The sequence below is a fragment of the Nostoc sp. genome, from assembly GCF_036917195.1.
Classification (GTDB): Bacteria; Cyanobacteriota; Cyanobacteriia; order Cyanobacteriales; family Nostocaceae; genus Nostoc.
In genome coordinates this window covers 206060-226559 of sequence record NZ_JBALDG010000066.1, presented here as the reverse complement: position 1 = coordinate 226559, position 20500 = coordinate 206060, and the positions used below count along the sequence as shown (strand labels likewise).

The following is a 20500-nucleotide window of genomic DNA, read 5'->3' as shown; positions in this document are numbered from 1 at the left end:
CATAGACACAAAGTGGCTGACCGCAGGGTAGGACACAAAGAGAAGAAAGAAATGCTTTGAACTGTATTGACCGCAGAGGCGCAGAATACACGGAGAAATAGAATAGAGAGATTTTTAAAACTGATTTTTAAGCGCTAGAGTTGATGAAAATGATAGTTTTATTAAGCTTAATCAATATATTTTAAAATGGCTGATTTTTTCACTGCTTACGGTTCTTTAATTGTCTCTATGGTATTAGGGGCGCTACTAGGATTATCACTTTACTTACCGCTAATGACAGGGCAATTGTCTTTAGCTAGTCCAGGATTTTATGCTTTAGGTGGGTATATTGCAGCAATTCTCTCCACAAAAGTTTTGACATCTAGTAGTAGTTTATATCCCATTCCATTATTGTTATTGGAGATGTTAATTACTGGTGTAATTTCTGGTTTATTGGGTGTAGTAGTGGGAATTCCAGCGTTGAGGTTGCGAGGAATTTATTTAGCGATCGCTACTATTGCTTTTGTAGAAGTTCTGCGCGTCATCTCTCTCAATCTGGATATTACAGGCGGTGCTGTCGGGATTTTTGGCATTCCTCAACCTTTCCAAACACAACTTGAATATTTATGGATTGTTTTGCCCTTACTATTAATTAGTATGGTGTTACTTTACCGTTTAGAACGCATCCGAGTAGGAAGGGCATTTATAGCTATCCGTGAAGATGAATTAGCAGCGGGTGCAATGGGAATCAATCCCACTTATTACAAAGTTTTGGCATTTACACTAGGGGCTATGCTTGCAGGGGTTGTAGGTGCAATTAGCGCCCACTTCTTGAATACTTGGAATGCTCGTCAAGGTACTTTTGATGCCAGTATTATATATTTAACTTTTGTTTTGATTGGTGGTTCAAGAACTTTTTTAGGGTCGGTAGTCGGAGGTATAGTATTTACAGCCTTACCAGAAATTCTGCGAAGCCTAGCTGATACTGGTGGTTTACCTAATTGGTTAGCACAATTTTTGCGCGATGGGAGATTAATTATTTTTGGCTTACTAATAGTAATAGGTACAATATTTTTCCCCCAAGGGCTAATTACTCCAGATATTTTCCAAAGACGCAAAATCCCAAAGTGAACTATTCATAATAATATGCAAAAATGTCACATAGTACTCCAGCAGCTAACAGCAGTATTGTCTTAGAAGCACGAGCATTGACTCGCCGCTTTGGTGGTCTAGTAGCAGTTAATAATGTATCTTTTAGTGTAAATAAATATGAGATTTTTGGACTGATTGGCCCTAATGGTGCTGGCAAAACAACACTGTTTAATTTGATTACCGCTTTCATTCCACCTTCTAGCGGTCAATTAATTTATCAAGGTGGAGAAATTTCCCAACTGCGTCCTCATCAAATTGCTGCTTTAGGTATCGCCCGTACCTTCCAAAATATCCGGTTGTTTGGGGAATTATCGGCATTAGAAAATGTGATCATTGCCCGACATTTACACACTAAAAGTAATATGATTACAGGAGTTTTGGGATTACCACCAGCGCCTAGTGAAGAATTTAAAACTAAGCAAAAAGCTTTAGATTTATTGGATATGATTGGCTTGAGCGATCGCGCTGACGAAAAAGCTAAAAACTTTGCCTACGGTGATCAGCGTCGCTTAGAAATTGCCCGCGCTTTAGCATTAAAACCGCAAATCTTACTTCTCGACGAACCGGCGGCGGGGATGAACCCCAACGAAAAGCAGCAACTCAGTGCATTTATTCGCAGCCTGCGCGATCGCTTAAATTTGACGATCATCCTGATTGAACACCATGTACCTTTGGTTATGGGTTTGTGCGATCGCATTGCGGTATTAGATTTCGGTCAATTAATTGCTTTGGGTGAACCATCTGTAGTCAGAAATAATCCGGCGGTGATTGAGGCTTATTTAGGCAATGAATGACTATCTGTCTCAAATTACAAAACCTGTTGCAATTCCTCAATATTATTTGCAGTTACAACATTCCGTAAAATTGTCTTCAAACGCTCTAAATCATTAATTTGGTTGATTTGTGGCATTAACTGTAACCCGTTATCACCGAATTTCAACTCTAAATTAATTTCAATACTAGAAAGTATTCCTCGCAGTTCCCCGCGTGCTTCTCCGCGTGCTTCCCCGCGTGCTTCTCCTTCACGTAAAATTTCCTGATACCAAGGCGACTCACGTAATACAGTCATATCCCACCTCATGATTTCTTGAATTAGGGCACTTTCTAAAACAAACGTAGCAAAAAAAGCTAAGACCGTTTCCAGTTGGTTTAGTTGTTCATCAGCACGGAGAATTTGCAATGCTTCTCTAATAGTAGATTCATTTTCACCACCTTTAAGAATGGGTACAAACGGCAGTAAGCAAGGTAAAGGTTGTTCAAAAGCAATGTTAACATCGACTTCCCACAGGTTAATTACCCGATAATCTTGTATTGCCCGTAATCCAGCAATATTTGATGTAAAGCTTGTGGGTATTTCGTTGTTACCGATTTTAAGAATGTTGATGAGAACGGGGTATGTTGGTAAATTATATTTTTCTTCTGCAAGTGCAGCGTATGCACGCATCCGACGTGGCATTTTGGATTGATAGCGTAATTGCAATTCGTTAAGAAGCAGAAATTCTCCTTCCTGGGGACTTGTGACATGGATTAATACATCACTTTCTCGGCTAATCCACTGAAATTCACTGGTGAGAATTTCCCCAGCAACGAGATTTGGAATCTGTGTTACCCATCTTACCCAGTTGTCGGGTGCCAGACTGATTAATTTTTTGGTGCTGACATCAGCAGGTTTTGCCATCGGGGTGTAGATGCTCTCAAGAAGTGAGATTTATCGTAACTTGAAGTGTGGTATTACATCTAAAGATTATTTATCAAGTAAGCTTTTAGCTTCTTTATTCGTCCGCAATGTTGGTAACGGCTAGTGATGGGGTTGCGCGATCGCAAGTTATTAAGAATGAGTACAAAAAAATTTGGGTGATGCCTACGGTAGTCACTGAGCTTGTCTAAATGCTGGCTACGCCTACGCGTGGCTTGTGTGGTCACTGAAAACTGCTATAAGCGATACCGACCGTAAGCTTTGCTAACGTCATACTAACCTATGATTAATAATAATAACTTTTATCATTATTACTAACTATGACAATTACCCTAACGCACAAAGAGGAGGGGGAACTGTGGGCAGAAGCTAAACTGAACAGCCTACAAAACCCAGAGCCTAATGAATTTATTTATCAAGTACCCAAGCAACTGGGCAAAGGATATGTGCGAGATATTGAGGTATATCCTCATCTCTGGCTTTCAATTAGTGACTCTGAATATCACGATGATGTATTGGAAGAAGTTCCTGAATATAATCATCCTCTGCAATTTTGTGTCGGTCTTTTAGGAGTTAACACAGACGATACACTGATCTCTGGTGCTGGCGTTCAACGCTCATGGACTTTCAAGACTCCAAAATCTCAACGGTTTGTGGGCGTTGATATTCACATGCCACCTTCACTATTGGGAACCTTTTTCCCGACAGAGGGCAGCGAAATTCCTTCCCAGTTCAGCTTACTGGCGAAAGGTGATGATTGGCAGACAATGCTACACCCCAAAAAGACTGCTGCTATCCACTCTGTGGCAGAGCAAATCATTAACTGTCCTTATCAAGGAATCACGAAGCGGATGTATTTGCAAGTGAAAGTACTGGAAATGATCACCTTGCAGTTAACTCCAATAATTACTGATCAAGGTGGACTGCAACCACAACCGCGATTTAGAGCTGGAACTGTTGAGCGTATATACCAAGCAAGAGAAATTTTACTCTCTTGCCTAGCTAATCCACCATCATTATTAGAATTAGCACAACTTGTGGGAGTGAGCGATCGCACTCTTCAACGTGGTTTTCAGCGACTCTTTGGTACTACAGTATTTGGTTACTTGACAGATAAACGCATGGAGCAAGCAAAACGCTGGCTCAGAGAAGGAAATCGCACAGTGCTGCAAGTGGCAATTATGACTGGTTACTCCAATCCCACACACTTTAGTGTTGCTTTTAAACGTAAGTTTGGTATCTCTCCGAGTCAGTGTTTGTTAGGAAAAAAGTCTGTTTGGCGATGATTAGTTTTGTATTGGGGTAGACGTGAGTCATCCAATTCCTGTAATCTACACTTCTTTATTCATAAATCTTCTCAACAAAGAGGGTTTTGGTTACTACTGCTGCATCTACTGCACAGCAGCACCAACTCAACCAATACCTCAAGTAGAGCAGCCAACAAACCAAACCCAGCCACAGCAACCATCAGCTAGTAATGATCAGCCAATTGAGTTGGTGGTGACAGGAGAACTTGATGGATACAGTGTGCCAGATGCCAGCACTGCCACCCGGACTGATACACCCCTGCGTGACATTCCTCAGTCGATTCAAGTGGTTCCCCAGCAGGTTATAGAGGATCAACAAGCCATTCAAGCTTCAGAGGCGTTGCGTAATGTCAGTGGTGTCCAACGGTCATTTCCATCTGCCGGTCTTAACGACAGATATAACATTCGTGGTTTTGATCAACCCGTTAATCTACGCGATGGTTTTAGAGACAGTAACACGGGTCTTGTGGAAACCGCTAATTTAGAACGGATTGAGGTACTCAAAGGACCAATAAGCGATCGCTTGCTTTAATCACACTGAATTCTTCCTACACAATAGGCCATGTCTCTTGACTCGCCAAGTCAGCGTCTACGCAATCAAGCAAAAATTAACAATTGCGTACACGCTCTGGGGTTGCCAAAGGCATCGCTCAAATAATTCGTCAGTTTTGGCATTGCCCTACAGCCCTTTGGGCATCCTACGGCAGGCGTTGGCAAAGCCATCGCTTTCGTGTTTAATAAAAGCAAATTTGCTAAGTTCCTATATTGAATTCGGGCAGTCGTTGATTGAATTTGGACAGTTGTTGATTAAATTCGGGCAGTCGTTGATTGAATTCGGGCAGTCGTTAATTGAATTCGGGCAGTCGTTAATTGAATTCGGGCAGTCGTTAATTGAATTCGGGCAGTCGTTAATTAAATTCAGGCAGTCGTTGATTGAATTCGGGCAGTCGTTAATTGAATTTGGACAGTTGTTGATTGAATTCGGGTAGCCACAAAGGGCTTACGCACTCTTCAACGTGATTTTCAGCGACTCTTTGGTACTACAGTATTTATTTGGTTACTTGACAGATAGACGCATGGAGCAAGCAAAACGCTGGCTCAGAGAAGGAAATCGCACAGTGCTGCAAGTGGCAATTATGACTGGTTACTCCAATCCCACACACTTTAGTGTTGCTTTTAAACGTAAGTTTGGTATCTCTCCAAGCCAGTGTTTGTTGGGAGAAAAGTCTGTTTGGCGATGATTAGTTCTGTATTGGGGTAGACGTGAGTCATCCAATTCCTGTAATCTACACTTCGAGTTTATTCAGAAATCTTCTCAACAAAAAGGGTTTTGGTTACTGGAGTGTGGGGAATTGTGATGAGAATTCAGCGGTTGTCGTCTATTATTTGGCTATGGTTGGTGATCAGTTTTCTGCCAATGTTTATGGCACAATCTGTACGGGCAGAAGTGAAACAAAATTCGCCAACACTAATTACAAAAATTAAGTCACTGAGCGAGATGGAACGCCCAGCCACAAATGTTAGTGGGTTACTTTCTCAATCGTCAACCCCACAAGCAACACCTTCAAGTGAAGTTGTGCAAGTGACGCAAGTGAAAGCAAATCCTACCACACTAGGTGTGGAGGTAATTCTACAAACTAGCAAAGGGGAACAATTACAAGTTACTAATCGCAGTGCTGGTAATAGTTTTATTGCTGATATTCCTAATGCCCAGCTGCGCTTACCGTCGGGCGAGGCATTTACATTCCGTTCTGAAAAACCACTTGCGGGAATTACTGAAATAACCGTCACGAATTTTGATGCCAATACTATCCGAGTCACAGTCATAGGTGAGCCAAGCTTACCGACAGTCGAGTTATTTGACAGTGATGAAGGTTTAATTTTCGGGTTAACAACTGCTGCATCGACTGCACAACAGGCACCAACTCAACAAACACCTGAACAAGAACAACCAGCGAACCAAACGCAACCAGAGCAACCATCAGCGCCGGGTGAGGAACCAATTGAGTTGGTCGTGACAGGTGAGCAAGATGGGTATCGCGTGCCTGATGCCTCGACTGCTACGAGAACTGATACGCCTATCCGCGATATTCCTGCCTCGATTCAGGTCATCCCGCAACAAGTGCTAAAGGATCAACAAATTACACAAGTTCGGGAAGCCGTTTCTAACGTTAGTGGAATAACTGCTGGACCCGGTGGTTCTCAAACTACGTTTGGTGAAAGTTTCATTTTACGAGGATTTGCAGACTCCTCTGATTCTAGTACTTTTGTTGATGGTTTTAACAGGAATAACGTCCTTAGTCGCAGTCTGGATGTAGCGAACATTGAACAACTTGAAGTTCTTAAAGGACCAGCATCTGTCCTTTATGGGCAAGGTGATCCGGGGGGGATTCTCAATATTGTAACTAAGCAACCTCTTTCAACACCTTATTACGCTGTTGAAGGAACCATTGGTAACTTTGATTTTTACCGTCCTACATTGGATATTTCTGGCCCCTTAAATACCGACAAAACGATTCGCTATCGCTTGAATATGGCGTATGAAAACTCTGGTAGCTTTGTGGACTTTGTGAAAACTGAGCAGGCATTTATCGCACCTGTTATTAGTTTTGACCTGGGGAAGAATACCATCCTGACCCTAGAAGCTGAGTATCTCAATACCTCCAAAGTAGAGTACTTAGGTATTCCGGCAGTAGGTTCACTATTACCCAACCCCCTTGGCAGAGTTCCCCGCTCTCGGTTTATCGATGACCCAGATTTTAAATTAGAACGGGATTTTGTTGGGCTTGGATACCGTTTACAACACAAATTCAGTGACAATTGGTCAATTCGTAATGCGTTTAGAACAGAACTGGAAGATTATAATGAGACCTTTGATTATAGTTTAGGACTACGAGCAGACAATCGAACAGTGGATCGTGGCGCTAGATCTGATCAGGCTAAATCACGGAATTACAATCTACAAACTGATGTAATTGGGAAGATTCAAACTGGCATTGTTAAGCAGGATTTACTATTTGGCTTGGAATTAAGTAGGACTAATTACATCCGAAAAATATTCAATCCAACACCCGCTTTCCCAACCATCGATTTGTTTAGCCCAAATTATGACCGACCTGCAATTCAATTTGATACGAAAGCTTATGATGAAGAAAGTCCTCAAAATTTTATCGGTGTCTATACCCAGGATTTGATCTCAATTGGAGATAAGTTAAAGATTTTGCTAGGTGGACGCTTTGATTTTGTAGACTCCTCTTATGAGGATACAGTAAATGGTATCTCACGCAATCAACAAGATACTGCCTTCAGCCCTCGCATTGGCATTGTTTACCAACCTATTCAACCAGTCTCTTTATACGCCAGCTATAGTCGCTCATTTCAACCCTCTCCTGCTTTCTCCAGAAATGCAGATGATACTACGTTTGAGCCAACTAAGGGTGAATCATTTGAAGTCGGGGTGAAGAGTGACTTTTTCGATGGCAGACTGTCCGCAACGCTAGCAGCTTACCAAATTACCAAGCAAAATATTATCGTAGACGATCCAGCTAATCCAAGATTTAGCCTTCAGGTTGGTGAACAACGCAGTCGAGGCATTGAACTAGATGTCGCTGGTGAAATCTTGCCGGGATGGAAAATCATTGCCAATTATGCCTATATCGATCCGGAAATCACTGAAGATACCAGAGCAGAGTACAAAGGGAATGAACCGAGTAATGTTGCCCGAAACAGTGCCAGTTTATGGACAACCTATGAAATTCAAACTGGAGGTTGGAAAGGGTTGGGATTTGGGGGTGGAGTCACTTTTGTAGGCGACAGACAGGGAGACTTGGAGAATACATTCACATTACCCAGCTATGTGCGAACCGATGCAGCCATTTATTACCGCCGTGACAACTGGCGAGTGGGGCTGAATATCAAGAACTTATTTGATGTTTACTACTTTGAAAGTGCTGATAGTATAGACAGTGTGTATCCTGCCGCACCGTTTACAGTTTTGGGAACAATTTCGTGGCAGTTTTAATGATCTGTGAATATTATCATTAAGCCCTTCTAATGGAAGCGATCGCTTCCTTTTCACCTATACTGGTTCAGTTGCGGAGGACTGCTGTTAATTATCATGAGAAACAAGATCCCCAACATCTTTGAGATGTTGGGGATCTGTCTGGTCGTAGGCATGGCACAGAAGTGAGCGAGCATCCATAAAAGGCTTACGCTTTTTGGAGTTTAAAGATGATAATAACAACAGTAGAAGCGATGCCTACGGCAACCTTTGATCAAGAACGTAGCAATTGACGACAAACTATCCAAGCGATTTTTAGAACTCGATCCGGCAGGTTATACCAATTCTCTATGAAGTTGCACTTAATAAAGCTATTCTGTATGAAGATGCGCTAAACCATATTTAAGTACAAGAAAGAAAAACGAACTGCAAAAGACGCAGAGGACACAAAGAAAGAAAGAAGTTAAAAGGGTTTGGCGCAGCCTCACAAAGAAATGGTATAAAACGTGAAAATCGCAAGCCGAAATACAGAAAGAAGCCGCTCGCCAACGCTTCCGAAGTGATGCTGGAAGTATTAACCTTGGTTACGCTACAGGAGCAGACAATGAAAGCATTGATGCTGATTTGGTCAAAGCACATAGTGATACCTCTAAGGAAACCTGATCGCCATTTTGAGCAGGAGGGCTTTCGACGTTTATTATTACCCCAAGTGTGATATTTATACGAATTATGCTCAAAAGCCCTCTGCGATATCCTGGCGGTAAGTCAAAAGCAATAAATCAAATAGTTGAATATTTACCAGAGAGCTTCCCTTCCACTACGCTCAGGGCGAGTTCGGAATTTCGAGAGCCTTTCGTAGGTGGTGGTTCTGTCTTTATTTATTTAAGACAAAAGTTTCCTGATATCAAGATTTGGATTAACGATTTAAACCGCGAACTATTCTTATTCTGGAAGTTTGCTCAATCTGATTTAGCTCAGTTAATTAAAGAAATTAGACATATTAAAGTCAAATATACAGATGGTAAATTACTTTTTGCAGAATTTACTACTGTCGATGTCAATAATTTATCTGATTTAGAAAGAGCTGTTCGCTTTTTCATCCTTAATAGAATTACTTTTTCAGGAACTGTAGAATCAGGTGGTTTTTCCCAAGAGGCTTTTCATAAAAGATTTACTGATTCTTCAATAAAACGATTAGAAAAATTAGAATATATCTTATCAGAAAATGTAAAAATTACTAATTTGGATTACAGCCATCTATTAAAAGCAGAAGGAGAAGATGTATTTTTATTTTTAGATCCACCATATTTTAGTGCTACTAAATCAAAGTTATATGGTAAAGACGGTGACTTGCACACCTCTTTTGAGCATCAGAGATTTGCTGGACTTTTGCAACAATGTCATCATCGCTGGCTAATTACCTACGACGACTCACCGCAAATTAGAGAGAATTTTCAATGGGCTAATATCTCAGCATGGGAATTGCAGTATGGGATGAATAACTATAAGCAAAGTGGTGCAGCTAAAGGAAAAGAGTTATTCATTACTAATTACGAAATTAAACTTTATTTGGATAAAAAAGCAAAAAATCAGAAGCTTGTTAATCCAGCTTTGCAGTTGAGCCTTGATATTTCACTCTAATAGGACTTACGCACAGGTAACGGAAAACAAACCACAGAGGACGCAGAGATCACGGAGTAATGAGAGTTTGAGAGGGTTTTTGCGTAAGTCCTATCTAACTTTGATAACTCCCAATTTTCCGGTAGGATAGCTCCCATACCCTTTAACGTAGCTACACCTACAACACCACAAACCTTAGCGATGACAACTTCCCCAATCCCTGCTCAAGAATCCTCTGTTAGCTGGTATATCCTGCTGCAACAATTAATAGATGGCCAATCCTTGTCCCGTACTCAAGCTGCTGAATTGATGCAAGGTTGGCTGAGTGAAGCGGTTCCCCCAGAGTTATCAGGGGCTATTTTAACAGCGCTGAACTTTAGAGGCATTTCTGCCGACGAGTTGACCGGCATGGCTGAAGTATTACAATCTCAATGTTCCCCACTCAATACTCAGCACTTACCACAGGCTAAACGCCCCGCTACCGCTAACAGCACTGTAATAGATACCTGTGGCACTGGTGGAGATGGTTCATCAACCTTTAATATTTCTACAGCAGTTGCATTTGTCGCCGCAGCCTATGGCGTACCCGTCGCAAAACACGGCAATCGTTCAGCCTCAAGTCTCACGGGGAGTGCTGATGTATTGGAAACTTTGGGTGTAAACTTGAGTGCCTCTAGTGACAAGGTGCAAGCTGCACTACAAGAGGTGGGGATCACTTTCTTATTTGCGCCTGGTTGGCATCCAGCCCTCAAGGCGGTTGCCTCATTACGGCGGACTTTGAAAGTGCGAACAGTTTTTAATTTGCTTGGACCGTTAGTAAATCCCTTGCGTCCAACTGGGCAAGTGGTAGGGTTATTTACTCCCAAACTTTTGGCAACTGTTGCTGAAGCTTTACAGAATTTGGGCAAGGAAAAGGCGATTGTGCTGCATGGGCGAGAAAAACTCGATGAGGCTGGGTTAGGAGATGAAACTGACTTGGCGGTGTTATCAGATGGAGAAGTGCAGGTAACTACCATTAATCCCCTGGATTTGGATTTAACGCCTGCTACCATAGGTATGCTTCGGGGTGGGGATGTCCAAGAGAATGCAGTGATTCTCAAGGCGGTACTCCAAGGTAAGGGAACTCAGGCGCAACAAGATGCAGTTGCCTTAAATGCTTCGTTGGCGCTGCAAGTAGCGGGTGCGATCGCATTGCTGGATCACGCCCAAGGGATTAAAGTAGCTAAGGATATCCTAGAAAGTGGCGCGGCTTGGACAAAGTTGGAGCAGTTAGTTGAGTTTCTGGGGAATTGATTTGCGATCGCAATTGCGGGCGAAATTCTACCACATTACGTTTGATGGTAACATCGTAGTTGCCAAAAAAGTCATGTCCTAAAAGTCCAGTTTCTAGTTCTGCCCCTGCGATCGCTACTGCTACTTTATTCACTATTACCCCGCCAACTGCCATCGAATTAACATAGCCCACAGGAAATTCTACAGCTCTAGAACTAGCGGTGTTTGCCTTAGCTCTCCCTACTGGCACTATACCCAAAGCATCGGCCATCTCTTGGGTGATCACAGTGCCACTGGCTCCTGTATCCACAATCATCTCAAATTGTCGCTGGCCATTGAAGGTAACTTCGACAATTGGCGTTCCACCAATTCGCCTTTTAATCGGGGCTGTAAATACTGCTTCATCTGGAATCAGCACTACTGATGAGGGCAAACGTGGCTCTGGTGGTAACGGTTTAGTTTCTTGTAGAGGCGATAGAGGTGAGGTATACTTTGGTGTGGTTACTGTGTGGGGAACAAGAACTATTATCCTCTTCGGTTCGGCAACGCGCACAGGCCGAGGATTAGCTTGCTGTTTGGCATATTTGATTTGGCGTCGATATTCAGTAATCTTGGTTTGAGCGATCGCAAATTCTGGGCTTTGTCGCCGCACTCTTTGCATCAGCGCGATCGCATCCTGGTACTGATTCGCCACCAAAGTCCAATCACCTGGGGATTGAGCAGATTGGCTGATACTCCAAGCGCCAACGGCTTTGTCTAGCCCCATCTCAAAAAGACTTGGTTCAGTTTCAGACGGCTGTAGCGGCTGTGCTTCTGGGGTAGCTGTTGGTGTTGCTGGTTCGACGGCAGGCTGTATTGATGGCAGATCCCCAATTGGCGAGGGTTGCTCATTGCCACCAGTCGCAATGTTCCCTTTGTCTTCACTACAGGCAACACACAAAACCGCTAGAGCGCTTGATAGGAAAATTAGGGTTGCACGGGATAAAAAGGAGTGAAGCATAATTAATTTTAACTGCCCAAGCTTTGCCAAATCCACTCCAGCTACTTTAATTCCCTTTTAATTTTAATTAACTATTTTAAAAACTCCCAATTGCTCAACTCATGGGATAATTAACAATCGCAGTATTGGGAAATGAGGCATGAGAGATGAAAGAGCAGGGGGGACAACTGATTAATGCCCCATGCCCCATGCCCAATGCCGCCACTTGCTTCTCCTAAGGAGACGCTCTTGCTAGCAAGATCCCCTACGGGGTACAAGCCGGGGAACCCGGACAACGCAGTGGCTCCCCCATACCCAATCCATAATTTATCGCCTATGCCCCTGACTGACGCAATACCAGCTTTACTTGTCCTGGCAGATGGAACCACTTATCGCGGTTGGTCTTTCGGTGCTACGGGAACCGCGATCGGAGAAGTGGTGTTCAACACTGGCATGACTGGCTACCAAGAAGTACTGACTGACCCTAGTTATTGCGGTCAGATTGTCATTTTTACCTATCCTGAATTAGGGAATACTGGCGTCAATCCTGAAGATGAGGAATCAGATGGCCCCCAAGTGCGGGGTGCGATCGCGCGCAATATTTGTCACCGACCAAGTAACTGGCGATCAATACAATCCTTACCTGACTACCTTAAACAAAACCAAGTACCAGGGATATACGGCATCGATACCCGCGCCCTCACCCGCAAAATTCGGATGTTTGGAGCGATGAACGGTGGTATTTCCACAGACATTCTTGATGAGGCGGAATTGCTGGAGCAGGTACAGGCGGTTCCCAACATGGCAGGATTGAATCTGGTTCGTGAAGTTACCACCCCAACGGCTTATGAATGGTTAGATCCCACAATTCCAGCTTGGGAATTCAACTCTGAGGCTGCGGAAAATCTTGGGGAACCCTTTACCGTTGTTGCCCTTGACTTTGGTGTAAAACGCAATATCTTGCGTCGCTTAGTAAGTTACGGTTGTCGGGTGATTGTTGTGCCTGCTGATACGCCACCAGAGGAAATCCTCAACTACAATCCAGATGGTGTGTTTCTTTCTAATGGGCCTGGCGACCCTGCTGCTGTCACCGAAGGGATTGCAACTGCCAAAGCCCTCCTGTTAAGTCAAAAACCCATCTTCGGGATTTGTATGGGACACCAAATTTTAGGTCATGCACTAGGGGGAGAAACCTATAAACTTAAATTTGGTCACCGTGGTTTAAATCAGCCTGCGGGCTTACAACAACGGGTAGAAATTACTAGCCAAAACCACAGTTTTGCTATTGACTCAGATTCTTTACCTACGGGAGTTGTGGAAATCAGCCACCTGAACTTAAATGATCGCACCATTGCCGGGGTACGTCACAAATCTCTGCCTGTATTCTCCGTACAGTATCACCCAGAAGCCAGTCCTGGTCCTCACGATGCTGATTACTTGTTTGAGCAATTTGTTCAAGTCATGCGAACAGTACGTCAAGCCGTGGCAGCCGAGGTTAGGTAAAAATAGGGAATACGGCATGGAACATGGGGGAGCCACTGCGGTCTTCTCCCTACAGCCCTTTGGGCATCCTACGGCAGGCGTTAGCCTCTCACGAATGGGAGAAGAGGAGATGCCAAGGGCGATAGCGAACGCAAGAGCGTCTCTAAGAGTTGCGGTAGCGAGTCAGACGCTACGTACAGTCGCTCTAAGCGAACGCAAGAGCGTCTCTAAGAGTTGCCATGCCGCAGGCTTTACGCTACGCTACCCTTGCGTCTGGGGTCTCCCTAAGTGGAGCAAGTGGCGTCATTGGGCATAGGGACTAGAAAAGAATTTTCTAATGCCCAATCCTCAATGCCCAATCCCCAATGCCCCAGAAGATTGTAGACAACTTGCTCAAAAACCATCTATACTTGAGCGTTCACTTTAACTCATGAGGAGGGAATTATTGCTGAACCACTGAATCTAACCGTTAGCCTGAGGGGCACTCGTGAAGTCCGGGATAACTGCCAGCTATTCCGCCTCACAGGTTTGTTAGATGCCTTTTCTGAACCAACATTTCGCAAAGTACTTGGCAGCAAGATTGACGAGGGTCCTAAGCACATTATTTTGGATCTCTCACAAATCGACTTTATTGATAGCTCTGGCTTGGGTGCTTTGGTGCAGCTAGCCAAGCAGGCTCAAACTGCTGAAGGCACTTTGCAAATTGTCACGAATGCTCGCGTAACTCAAACGGTCAAGCTTGTTCGCCTAGAGAAGTTTCTCTCCCTGCAAAAATCAGTTGAAGATGCTCTAGAAAACGTTAAGCAATCTTGATTGCTTGAACCGAGAGATCAATTCAGCTATCCAGATTCAACATTGGATAGCTTAATTTTTAAAACTTCTGGCAGAAAACCTCTCTCCTTGTGGGGGAGGCACAAAGCCAGTTAAGTTATTATGTTTAAAGTTGAGTAATAACTAAAGATATAGACACCCAGTTATTGAGTATATAATCGTTGGCTAGAATATTTGGATAAACAATTAAGTCTGAAAAAGTTCTAGCAAATACAAAGCCAGCAGATTTGTCTATATGTAAACTTGACTTGATACTGTATAGTTAGAAATTGTCGCTTACTAAGTAAGCCTGACAATGTGATCAAGTAAAAGGGTGAATTTGATGTCCAAATTTTACTCTATCTTAGGCACAGACCACAAGAAGTAGGCGAAATTCGGTTTGTAGGCGTTGACATCAGGGTGATTTAAAATGCCAACTCTCAAGCAAAAAGATGAAATTAGGAAGTAATTTTGATAGTATTGATTATGCTAAGTATACTATCATGGCATACTTCAGAAAAATCAGTCTTTGCGAAGAATGCCTGCCAAATGTAGCCCGTCAAGGAATGATTTATTTGTGAAGTCACAGGAGGAAGAGCTATTAGATGGACAAGATGAAACTCCTAAACAGAGTTTATCTTGGACTGAAGCACTCTTGGCAACCACAGGGCCATTCCAACAGATTTCCCTTTCACAAGTACAACAAATTTCTCCTACTGCTTTAGCATATTTGGGGGATGCAATTTATGAGTTGTATGTTAGAATGTTCTATCTGCTGCCATTGCAGCGGTCAGGAATTTACCATAGTCTGGTAGTGGAGCAGGTAAGAGCGGAAACACAAGCCCTACATTTGCGATCGCTGATTCCTCATCTAAGAGACACTGAATTAGAAATTGTCCGACGGGGTAGAAACGCCGCTACAGGACGCCCAAAGCGACTTAATCCCGAAATTTATCAACAGGCAACTAGTCTAGAAACCTTAATCGGCTACTTATATCTCACTGATTACCAGCGTCTAACCGAACTGTTGCAAATACTTCATGTAGAAAAAGAGTGAAAACTCAATTTCACAGTAGCCACAGCAGTAAATTAGGCTCAAGAAATTGAGGTAATCGGGATGATCAACTAACTATACGCTATATCTATAACTCAAATGCAGAATAAACCAAGAAAAGTCAAGACTTCTAGCGAACCAAATCGTGGACAACCTGTAAAAGTTCAGGGTAAGCGTGTTGTTACTAATCCCACTCGCAATCCCAGGAAAATAGATAGCAATCCCATCTCTGTCGTTAATCCCACTCGTAATCCCAGAAAAATAGATAGCACCCCCATCTCTGTTGCTAATCCTACTCGCAATCCCAGGAAAATAGATAGCAACCCCATTTCTGTTGCTGATCCCACTCGTAATTCCAGAAAAATAGATAATAACCCCGTTTCTGGCAACTCCCGACAACGAAATAGCAACTTCTCCCAGGCGTCTGTATCTACACCGACAGAAGAAGATAGTGATCTCATCTACGGTCGTCATCCAGTATTGAGTGCCTTGCAAAATCAGCGCAATCTCAACCGGATCTGGATTACTACCCGTCTGCGGTACGATCCCAGCTTTCACCATTTTCTCTTGCAAGCGAAGGAAAATGGCACAGTTATTGATGAGGTTGAATCCAAGCGTTTAGACCATCTCACCAACGGGGCTAATCATCAAGGTGTGGCGGCACAAATTGCTCCCTATGCCTACATCGAATTGCCGGATCTAATTGAACAGACAAAAGCTATAACCGATCCTGTAATTGTCGTGGCTGATGGAATTACTGATCCCCACAACTTGGGAGCAATTATTCGCACCGCCGAAGCAATAGGCGCTCAAGGATTGGTGATTCCCCAGAGAAGGGCATCTGGGATCACTTCCACTGTTATGAAAGTGGCAGCAGGTGCTTTAGAAAATTTTGCTGTAGCTAGAGTTGTCAACCTTAGCCGCGCCTTAGAAGAATTAAAAGAAGCTGGCTTTTGGATTTACGGCACTGCTGCAAGTGGGAGCGAACCCGTGCATACAGTCAATTTCACTGGTCCAATCGTTTTGGTAATCGGCTCAGAAGGCGAAGGTCTGAGTATGTTAACTCAACGCTCCTGTGATTTTTTAGTATCAATTCCTCTACAGGGTAAGACTCCCAGCCTCAATGCTTCCGTAGCAGCAGGTATGGCGCTTTATGAAATTTATCGGCAGCGATCGCTAAATACCCTGCACTTAGATAAATTACAAAAATTTTCTTTGAAAAAATAATAGTAAAAGAGTATAAAGAAATGTAAAAGATAATCAAGTAGTATATCGTTTAATACCCTGTAGCACGTTTATAAATCGGCGAAAATCATGAAAACCATTTGGCATAACCTCAAGGAAGTGTTGATTAACACATTCGACTACCTCGGCTTGGCTTGGTGGGTAGAGATTGTGACGCAGAATCCCCGCTGCACGTACTACTTCGGACCATTTCTGAGTTCTTCTGATGCAAAATTGTCAAGTACCGGATATATAGAAGATTTGGAAGTAGAAGGAGCGCAGGGAATTGCTGTAAATGTCAAGCGCTGCAAACCTAATACTTTAACAATCGCTGACGACTTGGGGGAAAAGATTGACCGCAAAGTACAGCCTACCTTTGGCGGTCAAATTTTAAATTAGGCCAGAGAATGAACACAATTCGTAGTTTGTAATTCGTAATTCGTAATTCGTAATTCGTAATTTCGAGTTATAATTACGAATTATTTGTTCAATAGTTAAAAACCCTTGGACTTTTGACTATTGACGGGGCGGTTGGTACACACGTTTGAAAGTCTATATTGACTGTTCAAGAATCTCTCCTACTTTAGACGTGGGCAGTATCAATACCAATTACCTGCGGATGTTCTTCGAGCCAATGGTCAATGTCATTCAGCACCTGCTGGGGAATTTCCCACGGGAAAAGATGGGCAGTGTTGGGATAGCACTGCCACTGAGAATTTTGCAGGTGTTGAGCAGTTTCTAAGCTGGAATCAGATGTAATGTGGCGGTCTTGGTCACCAGCAAGTATTAAACTAGGACATTGTATTTGTTGCAAATCTAGAAGTCGGTTGTATCCTGATTGAATTGCACTATAAAGGGCGCGAGTAGCAGCAGGAGAGGTTTGCAAATAAGCTGGTACTGCAACGGTTGCGATGTAGTTGTAAGTGGTAGATGTATGTTGTTGGATTAGGTAGCGGAAAAGCGATCGCTTGCCAAAAGTTTCAATATTCCATTGCCAACTCGGTTTTATATAGTTTACTAGGGCAGCAACACCAGTATATAAATTATCTTGCCAAGTGATGGTCGGATGACTGCCACGCGGTTTTGCGGCTGTAGCCACCAAAATTAGCCCTGTAACACGCTCTGGCAAACGTAATGCCAATTCCATTGCCAAAATGCCCCCAAGTGACCATCCTAATACTAGGCACTTTTCAATCTTAAAGCGGTCTAGCAGCGCTTCTAAATCGGTCAAATGGTCATTCATATCAAAATTGCTATTGCAGCGACTTTTGCCATATCCACGTAAATCAGGGGCAAAAGTTTTGTAGCGTTTTGATAAATGATTGGTAAAGACAGATAGACTACGACCAGAACCAGGATGACCGTGTAAGCCCAAAATGGGGAATCCTTGACCTTGGATGTAGACATTAAGATGTGCAGCAGTGGTGGTATGGCGATCGCTCATGACTCCCCGTTCTCCTGTCTGCCGAACAAATGTTCTAGAATGGGTTGACTTTCAGTTCTCAAGCCTTTAATTTCCGATCTGATTTCTCTGAGTTCAGTGACAATTCCTTCAAAGTTATGTTGAGTTGCTTGATGGTTGAGCTGATGGATTTCAACTACCTGCACCAAGGAATTTACGGTTGAGGGTAGTTGGGCGATCGCAACTCTATTCGCTTCTATGGCTACTCTATTACCATCTATAGCTGTCGTATTCGCTTCAGCGCTTTGTGCTGTCCGTTTTCGAATTGCTTCAATCCGATCTAGCCTTTGTGTCATAGCAGTTGCTTATATTATTCTTCTAATTGTGTCACACGGCTAGTGGCGAAGCATTCCAGTGTTTAGTTAGAGTTCAAGCTTCTGGAGATAATCTATTAACGGGACTTGGACAAAAATTAAGCCCAAACTGCCTTTATAAGAAGCAAATACGTCACGATTAAGGCTCAACCAATCGAAAAATCGACTCATACATAGCTGTTCTAAAAGCATCTATTAGATACTTGCTGATAACAACTATCTGTGAATATGCTGATGACTAATTCATCTCAGACCGGATGTTTACAACATTTATGATAATGGCAAAATTAATGCACCAATTCTTAGCCTGACTAATTCACAGATGGTAAGAATCACCTGCTCGTAAGTCCGAGAATTGAGTGGAAATCTTTGTCGTACAATTGTGAATATTTTGACAAGTCTAATCACATGTTCAATAAAGATACGTTTACTAGAAAATTCTTTGTTTTCTGCTTTTTGGTTTGCAGTTAATTCTCCTTTTCGTGGCTTCTTGTGGGGGGTCGTAATATTCTCTCCTCCTTGATACGTCTCTATCCCCTTCAAACATTTGGTTGGCTTCAAACTTTTCTTGTTGCTCACGAAACAAGCTAATATCACTGGTTGCTCCCTTTTCCCCCACTTCTACATCTACAATATCTTTTCCTGATAGTAAGGTAATAAATTGGTTTTTAAATGTGTGCTGTTTCTTCTTACCCGAAAAATACTCTTTCTGTTATTGATTGTCAGAAGACCGTTCCCGTGGCTGTTCCATACTGTCCACGATTAATTTAAATTCCTTCAAGAGTTCCATTGCGATCACATAATCACTCTCATTTTTTTCAACTTGTTTCAGGAGACTGGCTGGTAATATTTTTTGCAGGATGACAAGCCAGTAATGAAATGTATCGTTAGCCTCAGTTTTTGAGATTCCAAATTGTAACCCTAAAACCTCAAATGTTGGCATTTGTCTTAAATAAAATAGACAGATTTCAACAATTCTGCTGAAATTCAGGTGCTTCAAATTGTGCGATGAGTCTAATGTACGACACCGAACCGACTTCCTACGTGAAGCGGGTGTAAATTTAAAGTTATCGTCCTACATCTGTTTAGCAATGCCAAGTAATTTCTTTACACCAGTAGAAGAAAGAGAAAAAATATTTTGCACGGAACTGGTTAAGCGCAGTATGTCATATCAAAAAGCGGTTATTGCCGCCAAAATTTTAGCGTCTGGTCACTCAGATGAGCTTTTGTCGTCATCAGAGAGAAAAATTCTTAAAGACGCTTGTCAATAGTGGTTTTTGTACAGAAATTAGCCTTCTAAACGTTGAACGGTCAGACTTGGAAGATACATCTTGTGAATGTTATTCGATCATCAAAAACGAATACGCTCGGTATGCCTTGCAACCGAGTTAGCCGCATACTCTTCGCCATCTGCACAAAACAATGCGGGAGCAACATTGTTGCTCGGTTGGTTAAGTTAGCCTCTGTTAACGGGACTTAAACATTAAACCATGCTTTATCTGCCTGAACTTGTTCAGCAGATAGAAGAAAAAGTTTAGTAATGAAGAGTATTCTTTTAAAAACAAGACTAAGCAATTTTTTTTAGTTGATTCACAAACTACAAGCTTTTTTCTAACTTCAAGTAAATAATGAGCAAGATTAATCGAGAGAATTATACTAAACATATTTTAGTTTGTGATGATATTAAACCAATGGTTGAAATGATGAAACTCATCTTAGAATCAGAAGGTTATGAGGTGTCAACTGCAAATAGTGGTTCAGAGGCAATTGACAAAATTCAGATGAACAAACCTAATTTACTAATTACAAATTTAAGTATGCCAGATATGAGCGGTTGGGATATAGTTAATTATGTTCGGCAAAATTTAAAACTAAATACTCTCCCAATTTTGATTGTATCAGGCAATAATGAAGAAGAATTTATCAACAATGAAGTAGCTGGATTTCTTTGCAAGCCAGTTAAACTTGATGTATTTGTCAAAAAAGTCAAATCAATTTTATCGTGAAGTTAATTGATTTGAACCAAACGTGAATAGCAAGCACGGGAGGGGTTGTGGAGAGAGTGGAAAAAGTTTTAGAGTCGATGCCGCAATTGATATCTTCACTCAGACTGTTACTAAAGGTGGATTGGGCACAACAAGCTCTAGAA

22 protein-coding genes are annotated in these 20500 nt (G+C 42.4%); 15 read left to right on the top strand and 7 right to left on the bottom strand.

Annotation, left to right across the window (positions count from 1 at the left end; translation table 11 throughout):
* Positions 1 to 186 precede the first annotated feature (186 nt).
* Both V7K40_RS21350 and V7K40_RS21345 read left to right on the top strand, forming a co-directional pair.
* The gene (locus tag V7K40_RS21350; RefSeq protein ID WP_334963175.1) at positions 187 to 1110 is read left to right on the top strand and encodes a branched-chain amino acid ABC transporter permease; all 924 of its coding nucleotides are present in this window, start codon (positions 187 to 189) and stop codon (positions 1108 to 1110) included.
* A 23-nt stretch (positions 1111 to 1133) separates the two neighbouring features.
* Positions 1134 to 1925 carry an ABC transporter ATP-binding protein gene (locus V7K40_RS21345; RefSeq protein ID WP_334963173.1) on the top strand — a complete coding sequence of 264 codons (792 nt, stop codon included), beginning with the start codon at positions 1134 to 1136 and terminating at the stop codon, positions 1923 to 1925.
* A 14-nt stretch (positions 1926 to 1939) separates the two neighbouring features.
* On the opposite strand, the gene V7K40_RS21340 is transcribed toward V7K40_RS21345, so the two are convergent.
* Positions 1940 to 2809 carry an Rpn family recombination-promoting nuclease/putative transposase gene (locus tag V7K40_RS21340; protein ID WP_334963171.1) on the bottom strand — a complete coding sequence of 290 codons (870 nt, stop codon included), beginning with the start codon at positions 2807 to 2809 and terminating at the stop codon, positions 1940 to 1942.
* Positions 2810 to 3147: 338 nt separating this feature from the next.
* Between V7K40_RS21340 and V7K40_RS21335 the strand changes: the two genes are divergently transcribed.
* The 7 genes from V7K40_RS21335 to trpD all read left to right on the top strand — a co-directional run bounded on the left by V7K40_RS21335 (position 3148) and on the right by trpD (position 11047).
* On the top strand, positions 3148 to 4113 hold the full coding sequence (locus V7K40_RS21335) for an AraC family transcriptional regulator (protein WP_334963169.1): 966 nt from the start codon (positions 3148 to 3150) through the stop codon (positions 4111 to 4113).
* A 22-nt stretch (positions 4114 to 4135) separates the two neighbouring features.
* A complete protein-coding gene (locus tag V7K40_RS21330; protein WP_334963167.1) occupies positions 4136 to 4666 on the top strand; it encodes a TonB-dependent receptor plug domain-containing protein in 531 nt (176 codons plus the stop codon).
* A gap of 37 nt (positions 4667 to 4703) precedes the next feature.
* On the top strand, positions 4704 to 5123 hold the full coding sequence (locus V7K40_RS21325; protein WP_334963165.1) for a hypothetical protein: 420 nt from the start codon (positions 4704 to 4706) through the stop codon (positions 5121 to 5123).
* Positions 5124 to 5168: 45 nt separating this feature from the next.
* Entirely contained in the window at positions 5169 to 5375 is a 207-nt protein-coding gene (locus V7K40_RS21320) for a helix-turn-helix transcriptional regulator (protein WP_334963163.1), read from the top strand.
* A 116-nt stretch (positions 5376 to 5491) separates the two neighbouring features.
* Complete coding sequence (locus V7K40_RS21315; RefSeq protein WP_334963161.1) at positions 5492 to 8155, top strand: TonB-dependent siderophore receptor; 2664 nt, start codon at positions 5492 to 5494, stop codon at positions 8153 to 8155.
* A 708-nt stretch (positions 8156 to 8863) separates the two neighbouring features.
* Positions 8864 to 9775 carry a DNA adenine methylase gene (locus V7K40_RS21310; protein WP_334963159.1) on the top strand — a complete coding sequence of 304 codons (912 nt, stop codon included), beginning with the start codon at positions 8864 to 8866 and terminating at the stop codon, positions 9773 to 9775.
* 180 nt (positions 9776 to 9955) lie between these two features.
* Positions 9956 to 11047, top strand: a complete 1092-nt coding sequence (gene trpD / locus V7K40_RS21305) for an anthranilate phosphoribosyltransferase (protein WP_334963157.1) — start codon at positions 9956 to 9958, stop codon at positions 11045 to 11047.
* Here trpD and V7K40_RS21300 read toward each other — a convergent pair.
* A complete protein-coding gene (locus V7K40_RS21300; RefSeq protein ID WP_334963155.1) occupies positions 10977 to 12026 on the bottom strand; it encodes a retroviral-like aspartic protease family protein in 1050 nt (349 codons plus the stop codon). The two genes, trpD and V7K40_RS21300, sit on opposite strands and share 71 nt — an antisense overlap.
* 315 nt (positions 12027 to 12341) lie before the next feature.
* Here V7K40_RS21300 and carA point away from each other — a divergent pair, with 315 nt between their 5' ends.
* The 5 genes from carA to V7K40_RS21275 all read left to right on the top strand — a co-directional run bounded on the left by carA (position 12342) and on the right by V7K40_RS21275 (position 16974).
* Complete coding sequence (gene carA / locus V7K40_RS21295; RefSeq protein WP_334963153.1) at positions 12342 to 13508, top strand: glutamine-hydrolyzing carbamoyl-phosphate synthase small subunit; 1167 nt, start codon at positions 12342 to 12344, stop codon at positions 13506 to 13508.
* A gap of 420 nt (positions 13509 to 13928) precedes the next feature.
* Complete coding sequence (locus V7K40_RS21290; RefSeq protein WP_273769590.1) at positions 13929 to 14300, top strand: STAS domain-containing protein; 372 nt, start codon at positions 13929 to 13931, stop codon at positions 14298 to 14300.
* Between the two features lie 574 nt (positions 14301 to 14874).
* A complete protein-coding gene (locus V7K40_RS21285; protein ID WP_334722576.1) occupies positions 14875 to 15354 on the top strand; it encodes a ribonuclease III domain-containing protein in 480 nt (159 codons plus the stop codon).
* A 96-nt stretch (positions 15355 to 15450) separates the two neighbouring features.
* On the top strand, positions 15451 to 16578 hold the full coding sequence (gene rlmB, locus V7K40_RS21280; protein WP_334963151.1) for a 23S rRNA (guanosine(2251)-2'-O)-methyltransferase RlmB: 1128 nt from the start codon (positions 15451 to 15453) through the stop codon (positions 16576 to 16578).
* 87 nt (positions 16579 to 16665) lie between these two features.
* Complete coding sequence (locus tag V7K40_RS21275) at positions 16666 to 16974, top strand: DUF1816 domain-containing protein (RefSeq protein WP_334963149.1); 309 nt, start codon at positions 16666 to 16668, stop codon at positions 16972 to 16974.
* Positions 16975 to 17158: 184 nt separating this feature from the next.
* Here V7K40_RS21275 and V7K40_RS21270 read toward each other — a convergent pair whose 3' ends face one another.
* The 5 genes from V7K40_RS21270 to V7K40_RS21250 form a co-directional block, all read right to left on the bottom strand.
* Entirely contained in the window at positions 17159 to 18019 is an 861-nt protein-coding gene (locus V7K40_RS21270) for an alpha/beta hydrolase (RefSeq protein ID WP_334963147.1), read from the bottom strand.
* Positions 18016 to 18333 (bottom strand): hypothetical protein, encoded by a 318-nt coding sequence (locus tag V7K40_RS21265; protein ID WP_334963145.1) that lies wholly within the window; start codon positions 18331 to 18333, stop codon positions 18016 to 18018. The genes V7K40_RS21270 and V7K40_RS21265 overlap by 4 nt, the downstream gene beginning before the upstream one ends.
* Before the next feature lie 288 nt (positions 18334 to 18621).
* A complete protein-coding gene (locus V7K40_RS21260; protein WP_334963488.1) occupies positions 18622 to 18858 on the bottom strand; it encodes a transposase family protein in 237 nt (78 codons plus the stop codon).
* Positions 18782 to 19009 (bottom strand): hypothetical protein, encoded by a 228-nt coding sequence (locus V7K40_RS21255; RefSeq protein WP_334963486.1) that lies wholly within the window; start codon positions 19007 to 19009, stop codon positions 18782 to 18784. The genes V7K40_RS21260 and V7K40_RS21255 overlap by 77 nt, the downstream gene beginning before the upstream one ends.
* 54 nt (positions 19010 to 19063) lie before the next feature.
* A complete protein-coding gene (locus V7K40_RS21250) occupies positions 19064 to 19294 on the bottom strand; it encodes a transposase family protein (protein WP_334963143.1) in 231 nt (76 codons plus the stop codon).
* 685 nt (positions 19295 to 19979) lie between these two features.
* On the opposite strand from V7K40_RS21250, the gene V7K40_RS21245 reads away from it, so the two are divergent.
* Complete coding sequence (locus tag V7K40_RS21245) at positions 19980 to 20357, top strand: response regulator (RefSeq protein ID WP_334963141.1); 378 nt, start codon at positions 19980 to 19982, stop codon at positions 20355 to 20357.
* The last annotated feature ends 143 nt before the right edge of the window (positions 20358 to 20500 follow it).

Bases quoted from the DNA above. Each gene is read 5' to 3' on its own strand.
- V7K40_RS21350 (WP_334963175.1), top strand. From the start codon at position 187: ATGGCTGATTTTTTCACTGCTTACGGTTCTTTAATTGTCTCTATGGTA.
- V7K40_RS21345 (WP_334963173.1), top strand. From the start codon at position 1,134: ATGTCACATAGTACTCCAGCAGCTAACAGCAGTATTGTCTTAGAAGCA.
- V7K40_RS21340 (WP_334963171.1), bottom strand. From the start codon at position 2,809: ATGGCAAAACCTGCTGATGTCAGCACCAAAAAATTAATCAGTCTGGCA.
- V7K40_RS21335 (WP_334963169.1), top strand. From the start codon at position 3,148: ATGACAATTACCCTAACGCACAAAGAGGAGGGGGAACTGTGGGCAGAA.
- V7K40_RS21315 (WP_334963161.1), top strand. From the start codon at position 5,492: ATGAGAATTCAGCGGTTGTCGTCTATTATTTGGCTATGGTTGGTGATC.
- V7K40_RS21310 (WP_334963159.1), top strand. From the start codon at position 8,864: ATGCTCAAAAGCCCTCTGCGATATCCTGGCGGTAAGTCAAAAGCAATA.
- trpD (WP_334963157.1), top strand. From the start codon at position 9,956: ATGACAACTTCCCCAATCCCTGCTCAAGAATCCTCTGTTAGCTGGTAT.
- V7K40_RS21300 (WP_334963155.1), bottom strand. From the start codon at position 12,026: ATGCTTCACTCCTTTTTATCCCGTGCAACCCTAATTTTCCTATCAAGC.
- carA (WP_334963153.1), top strand. From the start codon at position 12,342: ATGCCCCTGACTGACGCAATACCAGCTTTACTTGTCCTGGCAGATGGA.
- rlmB (WP_334963151.1), top strand. From the start codon at position 15,451: ATGCAGAATAAACCAAGAAAAGTCAAGACTTCTAGCGAACCAAATCGT.
- V7K40_RS21275 (WP_334963149.1), top strand. From the start codon at position 16,666: ATGAAAACCATTTGGCATAACCTCAAGGAAGTGTTGATTAACACATTC.
- V7K40_RS21270 (WP_334963147.1), bottom strand. From the start codon at position 18,019: ATGAGCGATCGCCATACCACCACTGCTGCACATCTTAATGTCTACATC.
- V7K40_RS21265 (WP_334963145.1), bottom strand. From the start codon at position 18,333: ATGACACAAAGGCTAGATCGGATTGAAGCAATTCGAAAACGGACAGCA.
- V7K40_RS21250 (WP_334963143.1), bottom strand. From the start codon at position 19,294: ATGCCAACATTTGAGGTTTTAGGGTTACAATTTGGAATCTCAAAAACT.
- V7K40_RS21245 (WP_334963141.1), top strand. From the start codon at position 19,980: ATGAGCAAGATTAATCGAGAGAATTATACTAAACATATTTTAGTTTGT.